This is a genomic window from Candidatus Eremiobacteraceae bacterium (assembly GCA_035710745.1).
In the GTDB taxonomy this organism is placed as follows: Bacteria; Vulcanimicrobiota; Vulcanimicrobiia; order Eremiobacterales; family Eremiobacteraceae; genus JANWLL01.
Window position 1 is genome coordinate 133,482 of sequence record DASTCX010000006.1, and the last position, 22,909, is coordinate 156,390.

Genomic DNA, 22,909 nt, shown 5'->3' on the forward strand with positions numbered 1-22,909 from the left:
CTTCATGAAACAGACGAAGGACTGGCGCGAGGCCGTCGTGCGCGACGACGCCGGCTATTTTGTGCTCCGCAACGACGACACGAACGGCGTCGAGGTGCGGCTATTTCTCACCGATTCGCTGCTCGAATCCGCCGAGGACAACCTCTACGCGCAAATCCGCAATGCGGCGGCGTTTCCCGGCGTGCGTCTCGTCGTCATCACCCCGGACGTCCACTACGGTTATGGAGTGCCGGTCGGGTGCGTCATCCTCACCGACGCCGTCGACGGTGCGATAGCCATGGGCCCGGTCGGATTCGACATCGGCTGCGGCATGATGTCGGCTCGCTCCGAAGTACCATCGTCGTCGGCGACGGCCGATAAGAAGCTCGCATTCAATCGCGAGGTCATGCGGCGCGTCGCGATGGGCGCCGGCGGCAAGAGCCGACGCTTCGCCGGTCTCGATGAGCCGGAGTTCGAACGCCTCGTACGCGGCGGCGCGGAGTACTACATCGACAAGTTCGGCGCGACGATCGATCGGGGACTCGCGGAGCGCGATCGCCTGCCCGTCGACGACGAGTGGAAGATCCCGTGGGGCGGTCGCGGCCGGCCCGAGCGCGGAATCGGTCAGATCGGCACGCTCGGCGGCGGCAACCACTTCATCGAGCTGCAGCGAGAGACGCGCGACGACACGCTATTCCTCCAAGTCCACACCGGCAGCCGCGGATTCGGTCACGGCTTGGCGACGAACTATTTCGATCTCGCGCGCGCCGAGAAACCCGATAAGATCGCCCATCTCGATCTCGGCTACTTCACGCCGGACTCGCGCCATTACCGCGAATACCTCAACGCGGTGAGTGCGGGCGGCAACTTCGCGATCGTCAACCGCCTCGCGATCTACGAAGATGTCGCGCGCGCGTTTTCCGACGTCTTCGACGCGGAGCTGCACCTCGTCTACGAGATCAGCCACAACCTCGTGCAGCTCGAGACGCATCCGGAGTTCGGCGACGTGTGGGTGCACCGTAAAGGTGCGACGCGCGCGTTCGGCCCGAATCACCCGGCGCTGCGCGACACGCGCTGGCACGACCGCGGTCATCCGGTGCTCATCCCCGGAAGCAACATGGATTACAGTTTCATCTTGCGGCCGCTCGAGGGCGCGGTGAAAAGCGCGTACTCCGTCAACCACGGCGCGGGCCGGCGCATGTCGCGGACTCAAGCCGAGCGGACGCTCGACCGGCGCGAAACGGATCGACGCTATCGCGATGCGGGCATTCTCGTCAACGCCGACGGCAAGGTTCCGATCGACGAATCGGCGCCGTGCTACAAGCCGTCGCGCGAGGTCATCGACGCGGTGCGCGAGGCCGGTCTCGCGGAGGTCGAGCACGAGTTGTGGCCGCTTGCCTCGCTGAAAGGGACCGACTGAGCGAAGGCCCATCGGAGCGTGCGCACTGTCCCGTTGGACGCTGTGCCTCCGTCTCGCTCCCGCCGATATCTATACGGAGGACTCGTGGCGGACTGCCGAGCTACGCTCGGCATACCACATCAATCACATCTCGGAGGTCTGATGTACCCGGTCACCCTCGGCGATCTGCTGATGAACGTCATCGAAAGCGAGGCGTCCGATCTGCACATCGTCGTCGGCTGTCCGCCGATCGTGCGACGGTTCGGCGAGCTGCAGACGCTCAACGACCGGACGATCGGCGCGGACGACGCGCGCGACCTCATCGCGTCGATCATGTCGCCCGAACAGCTCCAGGCGCTCAACCGCGCGCGGCAGATCGATTTCGCCTGCTCGATCCTCGGCGTTGCACGCTTCCGCGTCCACGTCTCATTCGAGCGCGACAATCTCACGGCCGAGTTCCGCGCGATCCCATACATCCCGCCGCGCCTCGAGGAACTTATGCTGCCGCCGGTCGTCGGCGAGATCGCGCAGCTGAACCGCGGTCTCGTCTTGGTCACCGGCCCGACGGGCGCCGGAAAATCGACGACGCTCGCCGCGATCGTCGATCGCATCAACCGCACGCGCAACGTCCGCGTCGTCACGATCGAAGAACCGATCGAGTTTCTTCACGGCAGCCAGAAGGCGATCATCACGCAGCGCGAGATCGGCCGCGATACTTTGACATACAGCGACGCGATCCGCGCGACGCTCCGTCAAGATCCCGACGTCATCCTGATCGGCGAGATGCGTGACCTCGATTCGATCTCACTCGCGCTTGCAGCCGCCGAGACCGGCCACCTCGTGCTCGCAACGCTCCACACGCTTTCGGCGCCGGATTCCGTCAACCGGATAGTCGACGTCTTCCCTCATGAGCAGCAGGACCAGGTCCGTATCCAGCTCGCGAGCGTCTTGGAGGCGGTCCTATCGCAACTGCTCGTCATGCGTGCCGATGGCGCCGGCCGAGCATGCGTCGTCGAGGTACTCCTCGGCACGTCGGGCGTCCGGACGCATATCCGCGACAACGAGGTCACAGAAATTCTCAGTTACATGCAGGGAGGTTTCGCGCAAGGGATGCAGACATTCGAGATGCATTTCGCGCGATTGGTCCAGGAAGGCGTCGTCTCTGCCGAGACGGCTCTCGCGAAAGCGCTGCGTCCGGACGACATGCAGCGCATGCTCGGCATTTCGCCCCTCGAGGCGCGCCGGACAGCGACCGGCGGCTAGCGCGCTGCGATGATCGAGACCGGCGGCCCTCGCGGCGTCGGCGAAATCGGCAGCGGCTCGGGCGTCGGCCCGAAGGCGGGCGCCCCTAGCGCCCCCGGCTCTGACCTCTTCAAGGCACCGAATTCACTTCGTTGGCCGTCCGAAAACCGGGCCTTCTGGCTGACGATATTGTTCGCGCCGATCACCATCGCCATCGTCGGCATCGTCCTCCCGGAAAAAATCGGCATCCAGCAGGTCGCGCTGCTCATCGTCGTCGGGATGGTATACGTGACGATCGCTCGCGGGCGGCTCTTGGGCACGAGTATCCGCGCGCACGAAGGTCAACTGCCGAAGCTCTATCTAGTGGTCGAGCGCTGCGCACGATTGCTCGGGTTGCCGATGCCGCACGTGTTCGTCCGCGAAGATCTCTACGTGTGCATCACGGGCATGGGCTTGGGCGACCCATACGCGCTCGCGCTGTCGAGCGTGTGGCTGCCGCATCTCGAAGAGGACGAGCTCACGTTCCTTGTCGGCGCCGAGCTCGGGCACATCGCCGCCGGACACACGCGGCTGACGTCGCTGTTCTCGGCGTCCGGCAAAGAGAATCCGGTGATCGCTTTGGTGTTCGGCGGTTGGCTGCGGCGCACCGAATACACGGCCGATCGAATCGGCCTGCTTTGCTGCGGCTCTTTGGATGCGGCGATCCGTGCTATCTTCAAGTGCTCGTTCCATCCGCTCGCGAGCCAGGTGAGCTACCTCGCGTTCTCTGATCAGCGCCGCGAGCTGGCAGTCGATCCGGGCCTGAAGATGGGCGAGTGGCTCGGTGAGACGCCCTATGCGGTCAACCGGCTTCGCGAACTCCATCAGTTCCACGAGTCGTCGCTCTACTCGCACTGGAAGCCGGAGTTCGATCGTCGACGCGAGGCTCTTGAGTCCGGCGTCGTTCCCGCGCTCGTGGCGCCGTGGGCGCCCCGCGATGCGAGCATGTTCCAGCGGGCGCTCGCGTTCTTCGTCGACTTCATGGTCGTGTCGAACATCGTCTCGGGCGTCACATTCCTACAGGACAATACGCCGACGAAGATCGCCGGGAAGGGCGCTCCGCCCGTCGATACGAGCGACCAGCTCGGGAACGCGATCGGAGCGTGGCTGCAAGCCCACAACGTCGCAGTGACGTTTTCGGCGGGCGGCGCGGTGTCGTTCGTTCTCGTCATGGCGTACAGCGCGCTGCTCGTCGCGTTCACCGGCCGCACGTTCGGCATGATGGCATTTGGCTTGCGCGTCGTGAAGAACGACCTATCGCGCGTGAGCGGCGCTCGGGCGGTATGGCGTTACTTCCTCGCGTTCTGGTCAGTCTTGACGATGGTGCCGATGGTCTGGCCGTTCTTCACGAGGCGCTGGATACACGACATCTTCTCGCAAACGCGTCTCATCCGCGGCGGCTCCTAGCCGGCCGGACGATTTCGTACCGTCGCGATCTTGCAACTAGAGATTGTAGCGGTCGACGTTTACGTCGACCGCCGCGGTCTTGCATGCACGGCCGCGCCGGTCGAGCTAAAGCTCGACCGCTACAGCAGTATATCGCACATCGCGGGACCTTCTCGCCCGCCGCGCGAAGATCGGATCGATGACTCCCGCGCACATCGTCTACGACAACGGCGTCCTTACGCTGCTTGATCAGACCAAGCTTCCGGCCACCGTCGAATTCGTCGAGCTTCGCGACGCGAGATCCGTCGCAAGCGCGATTTCCCGGATGATCGTGCGCGGTGCTCCGGCGATCGGCATCACCGGTGCGTATGGCGTCGCGCTCGCGGTGCGTGCGTCGGCCGGCCGACCCGATTTCTTGGCTTCGCTCGAAACGGCCGCAGAGACGTTGTCCGCATCGCGGCCGACGGCGGTCAACCTCGCGTGGGCGGTCGGCAAGGTCCGCGACGAAGTCGCGTCGCTGGCAGCTTCAGGCGCCGGACCGCAAGCGCTTATCAACGCAGCCGATCGTGGCGCGAAAGCGATCCACGACGACGATATCGACCGCTGCCGGCGCATCGGCGACTACGGCGCGTCGTTGTTGCCGGCAGGCAAAGACGTCATGACGCATTGCAATACCGGCAGTCTCGCGACGGGCGGCTACGGCACGGCGCTCGGGGTCATCCGCTCGGCGTGGCGCGACGGCCGCATCCGCAGCGTGCTCGCCACCGAAACGCGCCCGCTCCTTCAAGGAGCGCGTCTCACCGCCTGGGAGTTACTGAGCGACGGCATACCTCACACGATCATCACCGACTCGATGGCGGGGCACTTCATGAAGACCGGTGTCGTCGGTGCGGTCATGGTCGGCGCAGATCGGATCGCGCGCAACGGCGATACCGCGAACAAGATCGGCACGTACGGTCTCGCCGTACTCGCGCGCGCGCACGGCATCCCGTTCATCGTCGCGGCGCCGCTCTCGACGTTCGACCTAAAAGCTGCCTCCGGAGCCGACATTCCCATCGAACAGCGTGACCCCCAAGAAGTGACGTCGTTCGCGGGCGTTGCCGTCGCACCGGCCGGTTCGTCCGCCGCGAATCCGGCGTTCGACGTGACACCTGCGGAATACATCACGACGATCGTGACCGAACGCGGCGCGCTTTCGGCGCCGTTCGTTGAATCGATTGACAGCGTGCTTTCCAAGGTCCGCGAGAGCGCGGGCACGCGGTCATGAGCCCGGCAACGCGCGCCAAGGCGGGCATACTCGATTTCCTTGCGGCGCCGCCAGGTTCGCCGCCGCCGCTCATCGTCTTATACGGCAAGGAGCATCTGCTCGCCGACCGCGCGATAACCGAGATCGTCAAGGCGGCGGTGCCCGACGAGACCTTGCGCGACCTCAACGTCGACTCGCTCGACGCTTCGTCGCTCGAAAACGCCGGATCGATCATCGGACGCGTCAGCGCGCTGCCGTTCCTCGCGCAGCGGCGTGTCGTCATCGTGCGCGGCTCGATCGATCTCAAGAAAGACGACCGCGACGCGATCGTCGTCGCGTGCGAGGATGTGCCCGAGCATGCGGTCCTTATCGTCGATCATTCGGGCCGGCCGGCGCGACCTCAAGGACGCAAGCCGAAAGACGAAGCCGCCGCCTTTGCCGCTGGCACCAAGGGCTCGCTATTGCTCGACTGCACGCTGAGCGCTCCCGAGGCGGCACGGTTCGTCGACGAATGTGCGGCCGAAGCCGGCGTCAAGGTCGACTCGGACGCGCGTGAGATGCTCGCGGCGACCGAAGACGCATCGGAGATCAAGAACGCGTTGGACCGTCTCGCGCTGACGACAAAGCGGGTCAAGGTCGCTGACGTCCGCGACTATCAAGTGTCTCCACAAGAAGCGAAGCTTTGGGATCTTGCCGACGCCGTGCACGATAGACGCGTCGATCGTGCGCTCGCGCTCGCGCGCGAGTTCTTCGACAGTCCCGTCGGACCGCTGCAGTGGCTTGCGGGCGACGCGCAGGTCATCTGGGAGTTGAGCGCCGGGGCACGACCCGACGAGTATGCACGCGCGACCGGACAAAATGCATGGCGCATCGGCAAGCTGACCGGCGCAGCTCGACGGATCACGCCGGCAGCTGCACGGCGCAACGTCGACATCACGATGAAAGCGCTCGAACGCTGCATCACCGGCAAGCGCGAGCCGGTGCAGACGCTCGAAGAAGTGATCGTGCGCCTGTGCGAGACCCCGAAATAGCGCGCTGAGCATGCTGTCGCAGGCGTGACGGTCTGCAGGTCGGCGGGTCCCCACCCTCGGACCTCATGGTATGGAGATCATTCTTGAGCAGTGTACGCTTCGGGAGTGGCGGCCGAGCGATGAGGCGTCGCTAGTCAAGCACGCGAACAACAAGAACGTCTCGCGCAACTTGTCGGACATCTTCCCATATCCATATACTGCTGAGGCCGCGCGCGCGTGGCTCGGAAAGCATGAGGGCGTCCAACCGCAGCGCGACTTCGCGATCGTGATTGACGGAGACGCAGTCGGCGGCGTCGGTCTGTATCCCGGCAAAGATATCTTCCACCGCTCAGCCGAGATCGGGTATTGGCTCGGCGAGGAGTATTGGGGGCGTGGAATCGTCACCGAGGCGGTGCGAGCAGTGACGAAGTATGGATTCGAGGCCTTCAATCTTATGCACATCTTCGCCGGATGTTTCGAACGCAACACCGGGTCGCGGCGTGTTCTCGAGAAGGCCGGCTTTGAATTGGAAGGCCGCCTTCGCATGCACGCCACGAAGGACGGCGTGACGATGAACGACGTCGTCTACGGGATCGTCCGGCCTGGAGTAAGCGTTCCGGATTAGGCGAGGCCGCGACGGTCGGGCGTAAAGGTCGACCGCTCCACTCTCACGCCGAATGGCCGGGCCGCGGCGGTCGAGATAAATCTCGACCGCTGTCAGACCCTTCCGCTACAATATCGACATCGCGTAAAGGTTGACCGCTCCACCCGTTCATAATATAACCTTGTGACCACTTCGTATTCCTCGCCCTTCTCGTGGCGCTACGGGCACCCCGCGATGCGCGCCCTGTTCTCAGAACAGACGAAGCGCCGCATGTGGCGGCGTCTCTGGCTAGCCCTGGCTCGCGCGCAATCGAAGGCCGGCCTCGTGTCGGGAGAAGAGGTCGCCGATCTCCGCCGCTTCGTCGACGCGGTCGACATCGAGGCGGCGCACAAGATCGAAACCGAGATCGGTCACGATCTCATGGCCGAGCTACGCGTCTACGCCTCGCAGGCGAAGATCGGCGGCGGCAAGCTCCACCTCGGCGCGACGTCGATGGACATCGAGGACAACGTCGAGATCGCGCGTATGAAGGCGGCGATCGCCGGCCGCGACATGCTTGCCGCCAACATCCGCGGCCTGCTCGGCGATCTCGCCGAGAAGATCGAGAAGTACGCGGCCCTCCCGTGCATGGCGTACACGCATCTCCAGGCGGCCGAGCCGTCGACGCTCGGTTTCCGCATGACGCTGTGGGCTCAAGACATCGCCTCGGATCACGAGAACCTCCTCAGACTTGCGGAGTGGCTGCCCGCGAAAGGTCTTCGGGGCGCGGTCGGCACATCGGCCTCGTACGACGCCTTGCTGCGCGGCACGAAGATCACTTCGGACGACCTCGAGCGCGAGATCCTGAGCGAGTTCGGCTTGCACGCGGGCGCGGTGTCGGGCCAGACGTATCCGCGCAGGCTCGACTATCTCGTCGTCTCGGCCCTCGCCGCGTTTGCCGCATCGTGCGCGAAGCTCGCCTTCGACTTTCGGATCCTTGCAAGCGCTGGGTTCGGCGAGCTCGGCGAACCTTTCGGTCGCAAGCAAGTCGGTTCATCGGCGATGCCGCACAAACGCAACCCGATCCTGAGCGAGCGGATCGACTCGCTCGCACGGATCGTCGGCGCGAACGTCAACGTCGTCTGGCAGAACGCCGCCGACAACCTGCTCGAGCGGACGCTCGACGACTCTGCCAATCGACGCTCGGTCATTCCCGAGTCGTTTCTCGCGGCCGACGAGATCTGCTCGCTCGCGCGCAAAGTCATCACCGGGATGCGCGTCGACGAACGGCGCATCGCGATGAACCTCGCCTGGTTCGGCCCGTTCTCGGCGACCGAGGCAGTTCTCATGGCGGCAGCCGCAAAAGGCGCAGACCGCCAAGAGCTCCACGAAGTGATGCGTGAAGCGGCGATGCAGGCGTGGGAGAGCATCGAGCGCGGCCAAGAGAATCCGCTCAAGGGCATCATCGCTCGCGACAAACGCGTACGTGAATACCTCGACGAGAAACAGATCGACGCGCTCATGGATCCGGCGTCGCACACCGGTTCCGCCGCACAGCGGGCGCGCGATTACGCGCACCGCCTGCGCGTACTTGAAGCGCAAGGCGCCACAACCGCGCCATTCTTGACGGAGATGGGGATAGAGGCATGAACAAAGGACCCGAAGTCGCGCGCGGCAAGACCAAGGTGCTCTACCGCTCCGCCGACCGGCCGGACGCGGTCGTCGTCGTTTCGCAAGATCAGATCACCGCGGGCGACGGCGCGAAGCGGCACGTCATCGGCGGAAAAGGGCGTCTCGCCGCGCTGACGACCGCGCGGGTCTACCGCCTCCTGAGCGCATCCAATATTCCGACCCACTACTTGAGCGGCGGCGAAGACGACGACGCGAACGAGATGCTCGTCCGCCACTGCGAGATGATCCCGATCGAGGTCGTCGTGCGCGGCATCGCGGCGGGCTCGTACGTAAAACGCAATCCGGGCGTCAAGCCCGGCACGGTCATCGCGCCTCGGCTCGTCGAATATTTCTTCAAAGACGACGCGAATCACGATCCGCAATACACGGCCGAGCGCATCATCGACGAAGGTATCGCGACCCAGGCTGAACTCGCGCAGATGACCGACATCGCGCGCATCGTCTTCGACGTTCTCGCGCACGCATGGAAGCGCCAGAACGTTTTGCTCGTCGACCTCAAAGTCGAGTTCGGACGCGCTCCGAAAGCCGACGGCGGCACGGAGATCCTGCTCGCCGACGTCATCGACAACGATTCGTGGCGCATCTGGCCCGGCGGCGATCAGTCGGCGATGCTCGACAAGCAGATCTACCGCAACATCCAAGTGCCGTCGGAGGCCGACCTCGCGAACGTCAAAGGCAAATACGAAGAAGTCGCCGAGCGCGTCGGCCAATTCCAGAAGACGACCGGCGGCTTCGTCGGCATCGTCATGGGATCGTCGGGCGACGACGCACACGCCGAACGAATCCTCAAGGCCCTTTCCGCGCTCGGCGTCCCCGCGCGCAAGCACGTCGCTTCGGCGCACAAGACGCCGTTGTACGCGCTCGAAAAAGTGAGCCGCCTCGACGGCATGCTCGGGAGAGTCGTCTACATCACCATCGCCGGCCGCAGCAATGCGCTCTCGGCATTCGTCGATGCGGCGACCGCGAACTGCGTCATCGCATGTCCGCCGATCGGATCAAATTTCTCAGGCATGGATATCCTGTCGAGCTTGAGCCTGCCGTCGGGCATCGCGAGCATGGTCGTCCTCGAACCGGAGAACGCCGCGCTCGCTGCCGCGAAGATCCTCGCGGTCGACGACACGGTCTTGTACGGCCGCGTCCTGGTCGCGCAGTACAAGAACCGGACGAACGTCGTCGACGCCGATGCTCGCGCGGGCGGTTCGGTAAGCCAAGCGCCGCCGAACGGGAAGGCATCGCAGAATTGACCGTGACCCTCGACCCGGTCGCGTACTCAGCCGAGCCGCTGCGGCTCGAAGGATCCGATGCAGAACTCGAGCGCCTCGCCCGTCGCGAGGCGCTCGCGCTCACGGCAGGCGAACTGCGCGCGATCGTCGCGCGCATCGGACGTAACCCGACGCGTGCCGAAGCGCACGCGTTCTCGATCCAGTGGAGCGAGCATTGCTCGTATAAGAGCAGCCGCGCGCTGCTCAAGAAGTTGCCGAAACGGTCGTCCGACGTGCTCGTGCCGGTCGGCGAAGACGCGGGCGTGCTCCGTCTGGGCGAGGTCGACGGCGTGACGTACGGCGTCGTCGTCGCGCACGAGAGTCACAACCATCCGTCACAGGTCGTGCCGTTCGAAGGCGCCGCGACCGGCGTCGGCGGCATCTTACGCGACGTCCTATGCATGGGCGCGGAAGTCGTCGCGAGCGCCGACCAGCTGCGCTTCGGCGGCCTCGGGCTCGGCACGCACCAAGCGTACGTCGCGGCGGGCGCTGTCGACGGCATCGCGGCGTACGGCAACGCCGTCGGCGTGCCGAACATCGCGGGCGACGTCTATTTCCATCCGTCGTTCGCCGACAATTGCCTCGTCAACGTCGTCGCGCTCGGAATCGTCCGCGCCGATCGGATCGTCCACAGCCGCGTTCCAGCAAACGGCGAAGGCTTCGATCTCATCCTCGTCGGCAAGGCGACCGACGCGTCCGGATTCGGCGGCGCAGCTTTCGCCTCGCTCGTCCTCGATGCGAGTGAAGCTCATGCCAACAAGAGCGCCGTCCAGGTGCCGGACCCGTTCCTCAAAAGCGTCATCATGCGCGCGACATACGCGGTGTTCCGCGAGGCGTTCTCGCGCAAGATCCCGATCGGGTGCAAGGACCTCGGCGCCGGCGGCATCATGGGCAGCTCGAGCGAGCTGTGCGATGCGGGCGGCTTCGGCGCGACGATCGATCTCGATGCCGTGCCGGTCGCGACTCCGGGCCTGACGCCGTTCGTCATCGCATGCGCGGAAACGCAAGAGCGCATGCTGCTCGCCGTGCCGCCGTCGTTCACGCCGGTCGTGCTTTCGATCTACAACGAGCGCTTCACGCTCCCGGACGTCGCCGCGAACGCGAAAGCCGCGGTCATCGGCCGAGCGACAGCAGACCGTCGCTATCGCCTACTCGCCAAGGGTGTCGCGGTGTGCGACCTGCCGATCGACGTCCTCACCGGACCGGTTGCTGCAGAGCGCGTGAGCGGTCCCGAAACGGTCAAGCCGCGATCGACCGATCAGTCGACGCACGTCGTCGAGCGCAGCACCATAGAGGATCTGCTGAAAACTGTACTCGCGCATCCCGACGTCTGCAGCCGCCGCCCGCTCCTCGAGCACTACGACTGCGCTGTTCGCGGCGCGACGGTCGCACCGCCGGGTTATGCCGATGCAGGCGTCATCATCGTCAAGCGCGGCGGACATCTCGGCGTCGCGCTCTCCGTTGACGGCAATCCGCGCTACGGCGCGATCTCCGCACGTCACGCGGCGGCGCTCGCCGTCGTCGAGTCGGCGCGCAACGTCGCGGCCGTCGGCGCACATCCGATCGGTCTCACCGACTGTCTCAACTACGGTAATCCTGAAGATCCGATGGCCTACCGCCAGCTCGCGGACGGCGTCGAAGGGTTGGCGGAGGCCGCGAACGCGCTCCACGTCACCGAAGCAGACGACCCGCTCCCGTTCGTCAGCGGCAACGTCAGCCTCTATAACGAGTCGTCGGGCGGTGGCGCGATCGCGCCGTCGGCGATCGTCGCGTGCATCGGTCGCGTCGATGATGTCGGGCGCGTCGTTTCGATGCGGCTCACCGCGGGAGAGCACCGGCTGCTCGTCCTCGGACCGCGCACGGCTGCGCTCGGCGGGTCGGTCGCCGGCATCGTCCTCGGTGCGCCCGTGAGCGAGCTGCCCGATGTCGATTATGAAGAGGCTTCCGCATCGATCCGCGCCGTCGTCGAAGCGATCGAAGCAGGCGTGGTGAGCGCCGCACACGACATCAGCGACGGCGGCCTGCTCGCGTGCGTCGCGGAGATGTGCCTGGGCGGAGACGCCGACGGTACGATCGGCGCAAGGCTCACCGCGCCATCGGTCTGGGCGCCGGATATTTCACCGATCGCTGCGCTTTTCGGCGAGGCAGGCGGGTTCGTCGTCGAGATCCCGGCCGATCGCCTCGGCCATTTCGAAGCGATCTGCACTCGCACGGGCGCAGCGCCCATCGCGATCGGCACGACCGGCGGTGCGACGCTTCACGTGAGCGGACTATGTGACGTACCGTTGACGACGCTCGCAGAGGCCTGGACAGGCACGTTGCGGGAACTCTACGCGTGATGAATAGCATTTATGATTTCGAAGCAAGCAACGCGCGGCGAAATGTAGTAGGCCGACCGAAGGTCGGCGCCGAGCTGCGCTCGGCCTACTACATCCCCTTAATCGTTGCAACTATTTGCGCGTTTGCGCTCATGGGTGCGGCGCCGGCGCCGAGCGCGACTGCCGCGCCGGCAAACGTCGTACGCGCGACGCTTGCGAACGGGATGCAAGTCGTCATCCTGCCGAACGCGCTAGCGCCGGTCGCGACAACGGTCATGATGTATGGCGTCGGCTCCGACGACGACACGATGCCCGGCATCGCGCACGCCACGGAGCACATGATGTTCCGCGGCACGAGCGATCTGTCGGCTGGTCAACTCTCGGACATCGCCGCCCGCATGGGCGCGGTCTACGATGCGCAGACGTCGAACGAGTGGACCCTCTACTGGTTCAAGCTGCCATCGGCCTACGTCGACGTCGCGCTCCACGTCGAGGCCGATCGCATGTCGAATGCGACGATCAGCCAGGCGGACTGGGCGACCGAACGCGGCGCGATCGAGCAAGAGATTCAAGCGCAGGCGAGCCAGCCCGGATATAAGATCAGCACGAAGGTGCAGTCGGCGTTCTTCAGCGGTACGCCGTTCGCGAACACGACGGGCGGCACGGTCGCAAGCTTCGACAAGATGAAGGCCGACGACATCAGGGCGTTCTACCGCGCGTGGTACCATCCGTCGAATGCAACGCTCGTCATCGCCGGCGATATCGATCCCGAAAAGACGCTGGCGAGCGTCCATGCGCTCTTCGACAAGATCCCGGCGGCCACGCTACCGGCGCACGCGCCGATCAACGTGCCGCCGCTTCCGTCGACGACCATCACCGATACGATCGACTTCCCGCTCGGCTTCGGCGCTTACGCCTATCGCATGCCTGGTTCGACGAGCCCGGACTACGCGCCGGCGATCGTCCTCAACGACGTCTTCGATAGCGGGCGCGGTGCGTTCGCCGACCTCCAGGCCCAAGGCAAGGTCCTCGCCGCGATCAGCTTCTCGTCTGCGTTCCCGGAGACGGGCGTCACCTTCTTCATCGCTATCCCGACTCAAGATAGCAACGCGCAAGGCGCGCTGACGCAAGTGCAAGGCGTCATCGACTCATACCGGGCCAATGGCGTACCGGCGGATCTCATCGAGGCCTCGAAGACCAGGCTGCTCGCGCAGCGCGCGTTCGGCCAGGCGTCGATATCCGGTCTCGCGTTCTCTTGGGGAGATGCGATGACGAATCGCCAGCCGTCGCCGGACGCGCTCTACGATGCCGTCGCGAAGGTGACGCCCGCGGATGTCAACCGGGTCCTGACGACGTACTTCGACCCCGATCATCAGGTGTCGCTTATCATCACCGGCAAGCAAGACGCGACGTTCGCGCGCCCGGACCCGAACGCGGGCGTCGAAAACGTCGGCTACACGCCGACCAAAGAAGAAGCGCTGCCCGCTTGGGCGGCCGTCGCGCTCAAAGCGCCGCTCATCGCACCCGCCGCCGACACGCTCGTCGTCACGCGAAAACTGCCGAATGGTCTACGCCTACGAGTGCGGCAAGAGAAGACGGCGCCGGTCGTCGTCCTCAGCGGCGTCATCCGCAACGACCCGCTGCTCTACGATCCACCAGGCAAGGAAGGCGTCGCGCTGATGGTCGGCGAGATGCTGCCGTGGGGCACGACGACGTACGATCGCAAGGGCTACCAGGAACAATTGGACGACGCGGCCGCAGACGTCACGCTCGGCACGGCGTTCGGGCTCGAGGTGCAGTCGCAGACGTTCGATCGTGGCGTCCAGCTCCTCGCCGACGGCATGCTCCATCCGGCGCTCGCGCAATCGTCGTTCGAAGTCGTCAAGGCGCAGACGCTCCAAAGCGTCAACGCGGCGAACGCGCTTCCGTCCGAAAAGGCGGACCTCGCCGAGCGGCTTGCGCTCTATCCGAAGGGCGATCCGCGCCGGCGCGATACCAACGCCAAGACGATCGGCGCGATCAAGCTCGACGATCTGCGCAAATACCTCGCGCTCGCGTACCGGCCGGACCTCACCGAGATCGCTATCGTCGGCGACATCACGCCCGATCAAGCCGAGGCTGCGATCGAGCGGTACTTCGGCGACTGGAAAGCCATTGGACCGGCGCCGTCGTTCAGCTACCCCATCATAAAAGAGACGACGCCGAAAGCGGCCTCGGTGACCGTCAAGTCGTCATCAAACGTCCAGTCGCAGGTGACGCTGAAAGAAGAGCTCCACCTGCACTCGGACGACAACGACTACGTCGCGCTCCAACTGGCGAACACGATCCTCTCGGGCGAGGGGACGGGGTCGATGCTTTTCAAAGAGCTGCGCACGCGCCGCGGATACGTGTACGGCGTCGATTCAGCGCTCAACTCGCAGCCCGAGGGCGCCGAGTTCTCGATCTCGTTCGCGAGCGAGCCGCGCGACGTCAATCCGGCCGAGTCGGCCGCCATCGCGATCATCAAGGGCCTGCAACGCACGCCGCTGCCGGCGGTCGAGCTGCAGCGAGCAAAGGCGTCGCTGCTGGCGAAGAAAGTGCTCCCCCTGGACAGTTACGAGGGTGTCGCGTCGGACATGCTCGCGGGTGCTTCCGAAGGAATCACCGGGGATGTCTCCGATCGTTGGTTCTGGCAAGCGCTGCTTGCGATAACGCCCGCGCAACTCGAGCGCGCCATGCGCCGCATCGATACGGATCGCTTCGTCCGTGTCATCGTGGAGCCCGGTTCGTGAGCGAAGCCGGTGCGGCTGTCGACCAGCACGCCGCGCGCGTCGCCGTCGTCGTCTTTCCGGGGACGAACTCCGAGGACGAAACCGTCGACGCATGCCGCGATGCGGGCATGGACGCCCGTCTTTTCTGGTGGAGCGAGGATCCCGAGTCGCTGCGCTCGTTCGACGCGTACGTCTTCTCGGGCGGCTTCGCGCACGAGGATCGCGTCCGCGCCGGTGCGATCGCCTCGAAGAGCCCGTTGGTAGCCGTCGTGCGCGAAGAGGCCGAGCGCGGTAAGCTGATCCTCGGCATTTGCAACGGCGCGCAGATCCTCGCCGAGAGCGGCATGATCGGCGATGTCGCGATCGGGCGCAATCTGCCGTCTCGCCATTACCAGTGCCGCTTCGTCGACGTCGTCGCGGGCGACGAGCCGAGCAGGTGCGCGTTCACGCGATTCTTGGAGCCCGGAGCCTCGTTGCGCATGGTCGCAGCGCATGCCGAAGGACGCTTCACGGGCGACGCGCGCTATTTCGACGATCTCGAGGAGCGCGGCCGAATCGTGCTCCGCTATGCCGGCAAGGCGCACAACGGCGCGATGCACCGCGCGGCCGGCATCTGCAACGACGATGGCAACATCCTCGCGCTCATGCCGCACCCGGAGCGCGCCGCATGGGCGTTCAACGTCGCGTTCGACGACCCGTCGCTGCGCTCGGACGAGCCGAACCGGCCCGTCGGCGCGCACGCGATATTCGAATCGATGGCGCGCAGCCTGCGCGATCTGAAAACCGCACGCTAGAAGGAGCGAATTTCAAGTGCCTACGACCCACACGCCGCCGACCGGAGACGAGTCGATCGCGATCGCCGGTGAGGCGCGCAACCTCCAGGCGAAGATCAAGACGAAGCGCGGCGATATCGTATTCACGTTCTACCCGAACGACGCACCGAACACGGTCGCGTCGTTCGTCAAGCTCGCGCGCGCCGGTTTCTATGACGGCTTGACCTTCCACCGCGTCGAACCGGGCTTCGTCATCCAAGGCGGCTGCCCGCTCGGCACCGGCACCGGCGACGCCGGCTACAAGTTGAAGGCGGAGTTCAACGCTCGACCGCACGTGAAGGGCACGGTCGCGATGGCGCGCGCGCAGAGCCCGAACTCGGCGGGATCTCAGTTCTACATCTGTTTGGGAGATGCGAGTTTCCTGGACCGTCAGTACACGGTATTCGGCCAGGTGAAGTCCGGACAAGACGCGGTCGATGCCGTCCGCGTCGGCGACGTCATGGAGAAGGTGACGATCGAGCCCGTCTCGTGAGCGCGTCGAGGATGAGCCGCTCGCGCTCCTCGTAGCGCGCCGTCGTATCGCGTACATACGTCTCGACGTCCGCCTTGTCTGCGACGGACGGATGTCCGGCGCGAAACGGCGGATCGGGATCGTACTCGAGCCCGAGCTGCACCCGCTTCGCGACGTCGGCTCCGCGCAGCCGTGCGATGAGCGTGAAACCGAAATCTATTCCGGCGGTGACGCCGCCGCCCGTGATGAGGTTGCCGTCTTCGACGACGCGTTTCGACACCGGCGTCGCGCCGAAAAGCTTCAGCAAATCGAGATAGCGCCAATGCGTCGTGGCTTGGCGGCCTTCGATCAGTCCCGCGACGCCCAAGAGCAGCGCTCCAGTGCAGACCGAGGTGACGTATTGCGCCGCTCGCGCCCTCGAAGCGACGAAATCGAGCAGCTTGTCGTTCGCTAACGACGCACCGATGCCGTGACCGCCGGGGATGAAAAGGACTTCGAATGGCGGCGCGTCGTCGAACGTCGCGTCGGGCGTGACCGCCGGCGCGAGGTCGGGGACGACCGGAGCGCCTGTTTCAGCGATGGTCAGCGCTTTGACGTCCGGCGCTCGCGAGAAGACGTCGAGCGGTCCGGCGAGATCGAGCAGCTCGAAGCCGGGGAATACGACCATGCCGATCGTCGTCAACGCGCGCGCACCTCGCTTGCGAAGGGCAGGTCGCGCGTAGTCCCGCGTCGGACTTGGCCACGCGATGCCCGTGTATGAATTCGGCGTTGAGTTGACCGTCGGCGACAATACCGCCTTCACCGTGCGCGGCGCGCTGCGCGGCTTGGGCTACGTCGATCTCGATCGCGTCGAACGCAGTGAGCTGCTGCGGCTCAAGCTTCCCGAAGGCGGACTATCGATCGACGCTTGCGGCGCAGCGCTGACGCACGCCGAGGTCGTGTTCAATCCGAACAAACACCGGCTCTCGCATTCGGGCCTGCCGGAGACCGCCGTCTATGAGGCGGTCGTGACGGACGTCGACGACGACTCGAACGCTCTCGCCGACGTTCTTCGCGAGCGGTTCGGCATCGATGGGCTCGAGAACATCGAGCGCGCGACCGCGTGGCGGCTCTACGAGACCGGCGGCAAGCCAGCCGACGCGCAGCTGCTCGAATGGGCGTGCACCTCGCTGCTCGCGAACAAGTTCTCGCAATCGTTCACGGTCCGCCGCTCCCCCACGCGCACCGCCGTCAAATAAGCCTTCTAAGAAGCGACTTGGGAGCGGTCGAGATTTATCTCGACCGCCGCGGTCATCTCAGTCGTCTTGGGGTCAACAAAAATAAAAGGTGCGAGCACAGGACGTAGAGCTCGCACCAGGGGTGGGTGTTAGGAGTGCCGGAGTCAGTATAGCACGCGGATGCCGCGCGCCGCATCACGTTGGCACTATGTTGTCAGCCGCGCAACAGCCTCGCGAGATCGATGGCATCTGCTTTATGCTTACGATTGCCTGTGAGCCGCGCCGACAGTTCGTATGCCGCGACGAGCTCCGGCGATTTGCCGAAGCGCTCGATGAGCGGCAGCGCCTCGCGGACCGCGAGCAGCGCCTGCGCGCGTTCGCCGCGTCCTTCGTACGCGAGGGCTCGGATCAGGCACGCATAGCCGACGAATCCCGCTTTGCCTTGCCGCTGCATCGCTTCGCCCGCGCGTAGCGAGGCTGCGAGCGCTTCGACATAGCGGTGCGACAACAGGAGAAGCTCGGCTTCAGCGAGCTCGAGTCTCGCCCAACCCGCGCCGCCTTGTTCGACGCGAGAGCGTCCCTCGTCGATCAAGCGACGCGCTGCGTCGAAATCGCCGACCTCCGCTTCGCTTTCGGCGGCGGCGGCGCTCAGGAGCGCGAATTCCGTGCCTTTCATCGTCGCGCGAGCGATGCCGATCGTCCGGCGCGTCGTCTGCGCGGCGCCTTCGGCGTTGCCGTTGAGCCGTTCCATGCTCGATAGCCAGCCGAGCGCCATGAGCGCGTCGTGGAGCATGCCGCGCCGCTCGGCGAGAACCGCAGCAGCCGACATCTCGCGCATCGCCCACGCGACATCGCCGTCTTTGACGAGATGGACCATCGACGACGCGGCGAGCAGTGCGTAATGAGCGTCATCCGGCGGATCGTCCAGGCGCTCGAGCGCGTTCCATGCGCTTTCGACCTCACCGCCGGCGGTCTCGATATTGCCGGTGAGCCAGTGGAGCACTGCCGAATTTGCGTGCGCGCGGACCAAGACGTCGGTCGCGCCGAGAGGAGCGTCACCGAGCAGGCTCGTCGACTTGAGCGCCGCGAGATCGTAGCCTTGGAACGCAGCCGGGGTTTCGCCGCGGACGCGAGCGATCGTCGCGGACGAGAGGTCGATGTCGCACTCGACGAGCAGGCTCTGCCTGTCCTTGGGCGCTTCGCTCGTCGCGATCGCACGTCTGGCATTTTCGACTGCGGTCGCGGCTTTTTCCGTGTAGCCGGAGTCGACGAGTGTGATCGCTGCTGCATTGAAGGCACGGGCGCGCTGGAGACTCGACGTCGAATTCGTGGCGACCTGATCGAGGACGCCGAGCGCGTCGTCGAACTTGCCCATGTTGCGCAGCAAGGTCGCGTAGCGCAATTCGAGGTCGAAGCTGTCGCCGAGGTTGACGACGGCGAGCACCGGCGGCGCATATCGCGGCAGATCCTCGACGAGGCGAAGACGAATGCCGTCGAGATCGCGGAAAAGCGTCCTTAGCGATATGCCAAGGTCGCGAGCCACTGCTTTATATGGCTCGGTGCCGATGACGCAGCGTCTGACGATTTCGGATTGGCGGTGAGAGCGATCGCCGTCGAAGGGGTTGCCCTCTGAGGGATCGAGCGCTCGTAAGACCGAGGCGACCGCTTGCGCCACACGTGACACGACGACGCGATCCGGGAGTTGCTCCGAGCCTTCTCTATCCGCAGCGAGAAGGTGCGCGACGAGCGGATTCGACCGTAGCGCCTTCGCGTTGCGCATGTTGTGGAGGAGGTGTCGTGCGGCTACGTCCGTCGCATCGATTGGTTGAGCGTATGCTTGATTATCCACGGCTGGCCCCTCGCTGCCGCTGTTATGTAGCATTTATTTTCGGCGTGTCCCGACTAGGCCCTCGCGCCGCATCGTGTTCTGAGCCTCATATCCTAGCATGCAGGCGCCGCAAATCCCGGTACAAACTGCCAAAATAGTGACAAACTGCTCAAGGCTTGTCAGCAGCGCGTCCTTTCGCGGACCTGCCGATGCATGGGCGTCCGACGCGCGGCGGAGGAAATGACACATGGACGGGCGCCGTGCCCGCCTGAGTCGAGGCCTCCGCAAGCCCTACGGGGGCCTTGGCTTTTCGCGCTCTTTTTCGCGAACGTTCGATCAGAAAAATGGGAGCGGTCGAGATTCATCTCGACCGCCGCGATCTATCCATCTATCCATCTAAGGCAGATCGAACGCGTCGCGAACGGCACGGCTTCGCAACGAGATGTACGCCCACAGGAAGGCGGCGAGTATGGGCAGCACGGCGATCGCCAACAGTCCGACCGCCGACGCGTTGTAACTAGGATTCTCTATCATCAACTCCGTGAAGAAGTTCGGGTCGACCGCTTGGACGACCGACCAGGCGATGATGAACATCCCGCCGACGACGACGAGTCCGTATGTCGGCCCCTGAAGAGTCGCTCGCCAGGAGACGAGCAGCTTGTAGAGCTGCTCGAGTTTCCTGACGCCGTATCCCAACAAAGCGAGCACTCCGACGAAGATGCAAATGAGGATCACGTTCAGCTCGAAGATCGGATCGTCTGCAAGCGAGCGAAAGATCGCTTCGAGCGGCAACATAAAAAGAGCGCACGCGGTCGTGATCGCGCCGAGCAGCGTGTAGAGGTAGGCATACATGTATGCGGCCCTACTTCGATAAAACAGGCCGACGGTTGCGGCTACATATATGAGGTGAAGGGCGATGGTGCCTGGATAGAGCGGCCACAGCGGCTGACGAAAATCGTATACCAGCACGCAGATCCCACCGAAGAGCAACATCGCTGCGATGATGTACACGCGAAGCCGCGTGCCGCTATCAGGCCACGGACCGCTGCGGCCCCGCACGAAATCGGCCAACCATCGTATGGCGGCATTCATCGCAGGCGGCATTCGCCCGCTCCAAGGTCGGACCCGCCTGACGCGAGAATACATCGGGGCAAATGCCGAAAACTCAGCCACAGCTGTTCACCATCGCGACGCTGGGCAGCCACTCGGCCTTGCAGATCCTCAAAGGCGCCAAGGACGAGGGCTTCCACACGCTAGCGGTGGTGACGCCGCAAAACCAGCCCCTTTACTCGAGCTTCGCGTTCGTCGACGAAGTCGAGGTCATCGACAAGTACTCGGACTTCCCGGGGCTCGAGCCGAAGCTCGCCGGCCGCAAGATCATCCTCGTGCCGCACGGATCGTTCGTCGCCTACCTATCGCTTCGCGAGCACAAGGCGATGACGACGCCGTACTTCGGCAACAAGGCCGTGCTCGATCTCGAAGCCGATCGAATGAAGCAGCGCGATTGGCTCCTTCGCGCCGGCTTGAGGATGCCGCGCCAGTTCACGCAGGCGAGCGAGATCGATAGGCCCGTCATCGTGAAGCTGTACGGCGCGCTCGGCGGTAAGGGCTACCTCTTCGTCAAGAACGCCGACGACTTCAGCACGCGGGCCGCCAAGCTCAAGCAGCAGTACATCATGCAGGAGTACATCATCGGCGTTCCGGTGTACATCCACTACTTCTATTCGCCGCTCACCGGCAAGCTCGAGATCATGTCGATGGATCGCCGCTACGAGAGCAACGTCGACTCGCTCGGGCGCATCCCGTCGGCCGACCAAGAAGGCTGGGATCTGCAGCCTTCGTACGTCGTCATCGGCAACCAGCCGATCAGTTTGCGCGAATCGCTGCTCGCCGAAGCCTTCCATATGGGTGAGGCCGTCGTGCGAGTCAGTCGCGAGCTGTGCCCAGAGCGCGGCCTTTTCGGTGCGTTCTGTCTCGAGACGATCGTCACGCCGGAGGCGGAGTTCTACTTGATGGAGATCTCCGCGCGCATCGTCGCCGGCACGAATCTCTTCATCGACGGATCGCCGTACTCGTATCTCAACTATGACGAGCCGATGTCGACCGGCCGGCGCATAGCCCGCGAGATCAAGAACGCGCTGCTCTCGAACAGCCTCGAGATGGTGCTCGACCAGTCGAGCAAGTTGCCGGAGTTCTACCTCGCCGATCTCGAATCGCCCGGTGTCGCGATCTCGGGTCCCGGCGTGCCGGCGAACTAGAGGAATGGCCCAAGGCTCGAAAGCCCCCGACGCGCTCGCTCGATACGACCGGCGCGCGCTGACCGTCTGTTCTATCGGCAGCCATTCCGCGCTCGACGTGTGCCTCGGCGCGAAGCGCAACGGTCTGCGGTCGCTCGTCGTCGCCTCGCGCGGTCGGGAGACGACGTACGACACGTACTACCGCACGCGGGCGGACGGCGGCTGCGTCGACGACACGATCGTGCTTGCGCAATTCGCCGACATACTCGACACCGCTGTCCAACGTGACCTGCTCGGCCGCAATGTCATCTTCGTACCGAACCGCTCATTCGAGGTCTATCTGCGGCAGCGATACACGTACGACGAGATCGAGGCGGGCATGCTCGTGCCGTTTTTCGGCTCACGCAAACTGCTGCGTGCCGAAGAGCGCGGCGAGGATTCGCCCGACGACCAATACTCGCTGCTCGACCGCGCCGGCATCCGATATCCGCGGCGCCTCGCGGGGCCGTCGGACATCGACGGATTGACGATCGTCAAGGCGCCGCACGCGAAGGTGTCGTTCGAGCGCGCCTTCTTCCTTACGACCGATCCGCTTCATTATAGAGAGCGCTCCGCCGAACTCGTCGAGCGCGGCGTCGTGACCGTCGATGGGCTCTCGACCGCGGTCTTCGAAGAGTACGTCATCGGTCCGACGGTCAATTTGAATTTCTTCTGGTCGCCCATCTCGAACGAGCTCGAGCTGCTCGGCACCGACACGCGACGCCAAACCGACATCGACGGCGCGCGCTCGCTGCTCGCGCGCGAACAGGCCGCGCTAGGAGACGGCTACGTGCCCGGGATGGAAGAGGCGGGGCATATCGCGACGACGCTCACCGAGTCGATGCTCGAGCAGGCCTTCGATATGGGCTCGCGCTTTGTGAAGGCCGCCTACGAGGCGATGCCGCCCGGCATCATCGGGCCGTTCGCCCTCCAGTGCATCATCGCGTCCGGGCCGCCGAAATCGTTCGTCGTCTACGACGTGTCGCTGCGTATCCCAGGATCGCCTGGGACCAAGTACACGCCGTACAGCGCGTATCGCTGGGGTACCGAGATGTCGGTGGGCGAGCGAATCGGGAAAGAGATCGCGCTCGCTCGCGACTCGAATCGCCTCGCCGACATCTGCACCTAAGGCAGAGAAATTCGAAAGGGAGCGGTCGAGATTTATCTCGACCGGAGACGAGCTTGCAACTGAAAGGCCGCTCTTAGCCGAGCTTCGCTCGGCCTACTACATTTATCCACAATGCGAGGCCGCGGCGATCGAGATAAATCGGGTCTTCGGGAATTGTGGTGGCTCGGGAGAAGTATCCCCGAGCCGCTTCGTTGTACCCCGAGGCATGCGTGATCGAGATTTTCAAGCGACGATTTTAGGCATCCAGCAGCCGTGGGTCGTGCACGACG

At 64.7% G+C, this 22,909-nt stretch carries 18 protein-coding genes; 15 read left to right on the forward strand and 3 right to left on the reverse strand.

The features are described 5' to 3' along the window. Positions 1–4 precede the first annotated feature (4 nt). The 12 genes from VFO25_03190 (at position 5) to VFO25_03245 (ending at position 16,211) form a co-directional block, all read left to right on the forward strand. On the forward strand, positions 5–1,399 hold the full coding sequence (locus VFO25_03190; GenBank protein HET9341909.1) for an RtcB family protein: 1,395 nt from the start codon (positions 5–7) through the stop codon (positions 1,397–1,399). A 141-nt stretch (positions 1,400–1,540) separates the two neighbouring features. Next, positions 1,541–2,641, forward strand: coding sequence for a PilT/PilU family type 4a pilus ATPase (locus tag VFO25_03195; protein HET9341910.1), 1,101 nt, complete (start codon positions 1,541–1,543; stop codon positions 2,639–2,641). 9 nt (positions 2,642–2,650) lie between these two features. After that, on the forward strand, positions 2,651–4,066 hold the full coding sequence (locus VFO25_03200; protein ID HET9341911.1) for an RDD family protein: 1,416 nt from the start codon (positions 2,651–2,653) through the stop codon (positions 4,064–4,066). A 178-nt stretch (positions 4,067–4,244) separates the two neighbouring features. Then, complete coding sequence (mtnA, locus tag VFO25_03205; protein ID HET9341912.1) at positions 4,245–5,312, forward strand: S-methyl-5-thioribose-1-phosphate isomerase; 1,068 nt, start codon at positions 4,245–4,247, stop codon at positions 5,310–5,312. Beyond that, a complete protein-coding gene (locus VFO25_03210) occupies positions 5,309–6,322 on the forward strand; it encodes a hypothetical protein (protein HET9341913.1) in 1,014 nt (337 codons plus the stop codon). Before mtnA ends, VFO25_03210 begins: the two co-directional genes overlap by 4 nt. A 70-nt stretch (positions 6,323–6,392) precedes the next feature. Further along, on the forward strand, positions 6,393–6,926 hold the full coding sequence (locus VFO25_03215; GenBank protein ID HET9341914.1) for a GNAT family N-acetyltransferase: 534 nt from the start codon (positions 6,393–6,395) through the stop codon (positions 6,924–6,926). Positions 6,927–7,088: 162 nt separating this feature from the next. Continuing rightward, positions 7,089–8,534: an adenylosuccinate lyase gene (gene purB, locus VFO25_03220; protein HET9341915.1), complete on the forward strand. Its 1,446-nt coding sequence runs from the start codon at positions 7,089–7,091 to the stop codon at positions 8,532–8,534. Next, positions 8,531–9,820, forward strand: a complete 1,290-nt coding sequence (locus VFO25_03225) for a phosphoribosylaminoimidazolesuccinocarboxamide synthase (protein HET9341916.1) — start codon at positions 8,531–8,533, stop codon at positions 9,818–9,820. The genes purB and VFO25_03225 overlap by 4 nt, the downstream gene beginning before the upstream one ends. A 2-nt stretch (positions 9,821–9,822) precedes the next feature. Continuing rightward, on the forward strand, positions 9,823–12,177 hold the full coding sequence (purL, locus tag VFO25_03230; GenBank protein HET9341917.1) for a phosphoribosylformylglycinamidine synthase subunit PurL: 2,355 nt from the start codon (positions 9,823–9,825) through the stop codon (positions 12,175–12,177). Next, positions 12,177–14,927, forward strand: coding sequence for a pitrilysin family protein (locus VFO25_03235; protein ID HET9341918.1), 2,751 nt, complete (start codon positions 12,177–12,179; stop codon positions 14,925–14,927). The genes purL and VFO25_03235 overlap by 1 nt, the downstream gene beginning before the upstream one ends. After that, entirely contained in the window at positions 14,924–15,700 is a 777-nt protein-coding gene (gene purQ, locus VFO25_03240) for a phosphoribosylformylglycinamidine synthase I (protein ID HET9341919.1), read from the forward strand. Before VFO25_03235 ends, purQ begins: the two co-directional genes overlap by 4 nt. Before the next feature lie 16 nt (positions 15,701–15,716). Beyond that, a complete protein-coding gene (locus VFO25_03245) occupies positions 15,717–16,211 on the forward strand; it encodes a peptidylprolyl isomerase (protein HET9341920.1) in 495 nt (164 codons plus the stop codon). On the opposite strand, the gene VFO25_03250 is transcribed toward VFO25_03245, so the two are convergent. Then, positions 16,177–16,872 carry a DJ-1/PfpI family protein gene (locus VFO25_03250; protein ID HET9341921.1) on the reverse strand — a complete coding sequence of 232 codons (696 nt, stop codon included), beginning with the start codon at positions 16,870–16,872 and terminating at the stop codon, positions 16,177–16,179. The two genes, VFO25_03245 and VFO25_03250, sit on opposite strands and share 35 nt — an antisense overlap. A 64-nt stretch (positions 16,873–16,936) precedes the next feature. Here VFO25_03250 and VFO25_03255 point away from each other — a divergent pair, with 64 nt between their 5' ends. Next, positions 16,937–17,428 (forward strand): hypothetical protein, encoded by a 492-nt coding sequence (locus tag VFO25_03255; GenBank protein HET9341922.1) that lies wholly within the window; start codon positions 16,937–16,939, stop codon positions 17,426–17,428. A gap of 193 nt (positions 17,429–17,621) precedes the next feature. Here the strand turns inward: VFO25_03255 and VFO25_03260 are convergent, their stop codons facing one another. Both VFO25_03260 and VFO25_03265 read right to left on the reverse strand, forming a co-directional pair. Beyond that, positions 17,622–19,256 carry a hypothetical protein gene (locus tag VFO25_03260; protein HET9341923.1) on the reverse strand — a complete coding sequence of 545 codons (1,635 nt, stop codon included), beginning with the start codon at positions 19,254–19,256 and terminating at the stop codon, positions 17,622–17,624. A 375-nt stretch (positions 19,257–19,631) separates the two neighbouring features. Then, positions 19,632–20,327: a hypothetical protein gene (locus VFO25_03265; protein ID HET9341924.1), complete on the reverse strand. Its 696-nt coding sequence runs from the start codon at positions 20,325–20,327 to the stop codon at positions 19,632–19,634. 62 nt (positions 20,328–20,389) lie between these two features. Between VFO25_03265 and VFO25_03270 the strand changes: the two genes are divergently transcribed. Together VFO25_03270 and VFO25_03275 are read left to right on the forward strand one after the other, a co-directional pair. Next, complete coding sequence (locus VFO25_03270) at positions 20,390–21,493, forward strand: formate--phosphoribosylaminoimidazolecarboxamide ligase (GenBank protein HET9341925.1); 1,104 nt, start codon at positions 20,390–20,392, stop codon at positions 21,491–21,493. Between the two features lie 4 nt (positions 21,494–21,497). Continuing rightward, on the forward strand, positions 21,498–22,640 hold the full coding sequence (locus VFO25_03275; GenBank protein HET9341926.1) for a DUF1297 domain-containing protein: 1,143 nt from the start codon (positions 21,498–21,500) through the stop codon (positions 22,638–22,640). The last annotated feature ends 269 nt before the right edge of the window (positions 22,641–22,909 follow it).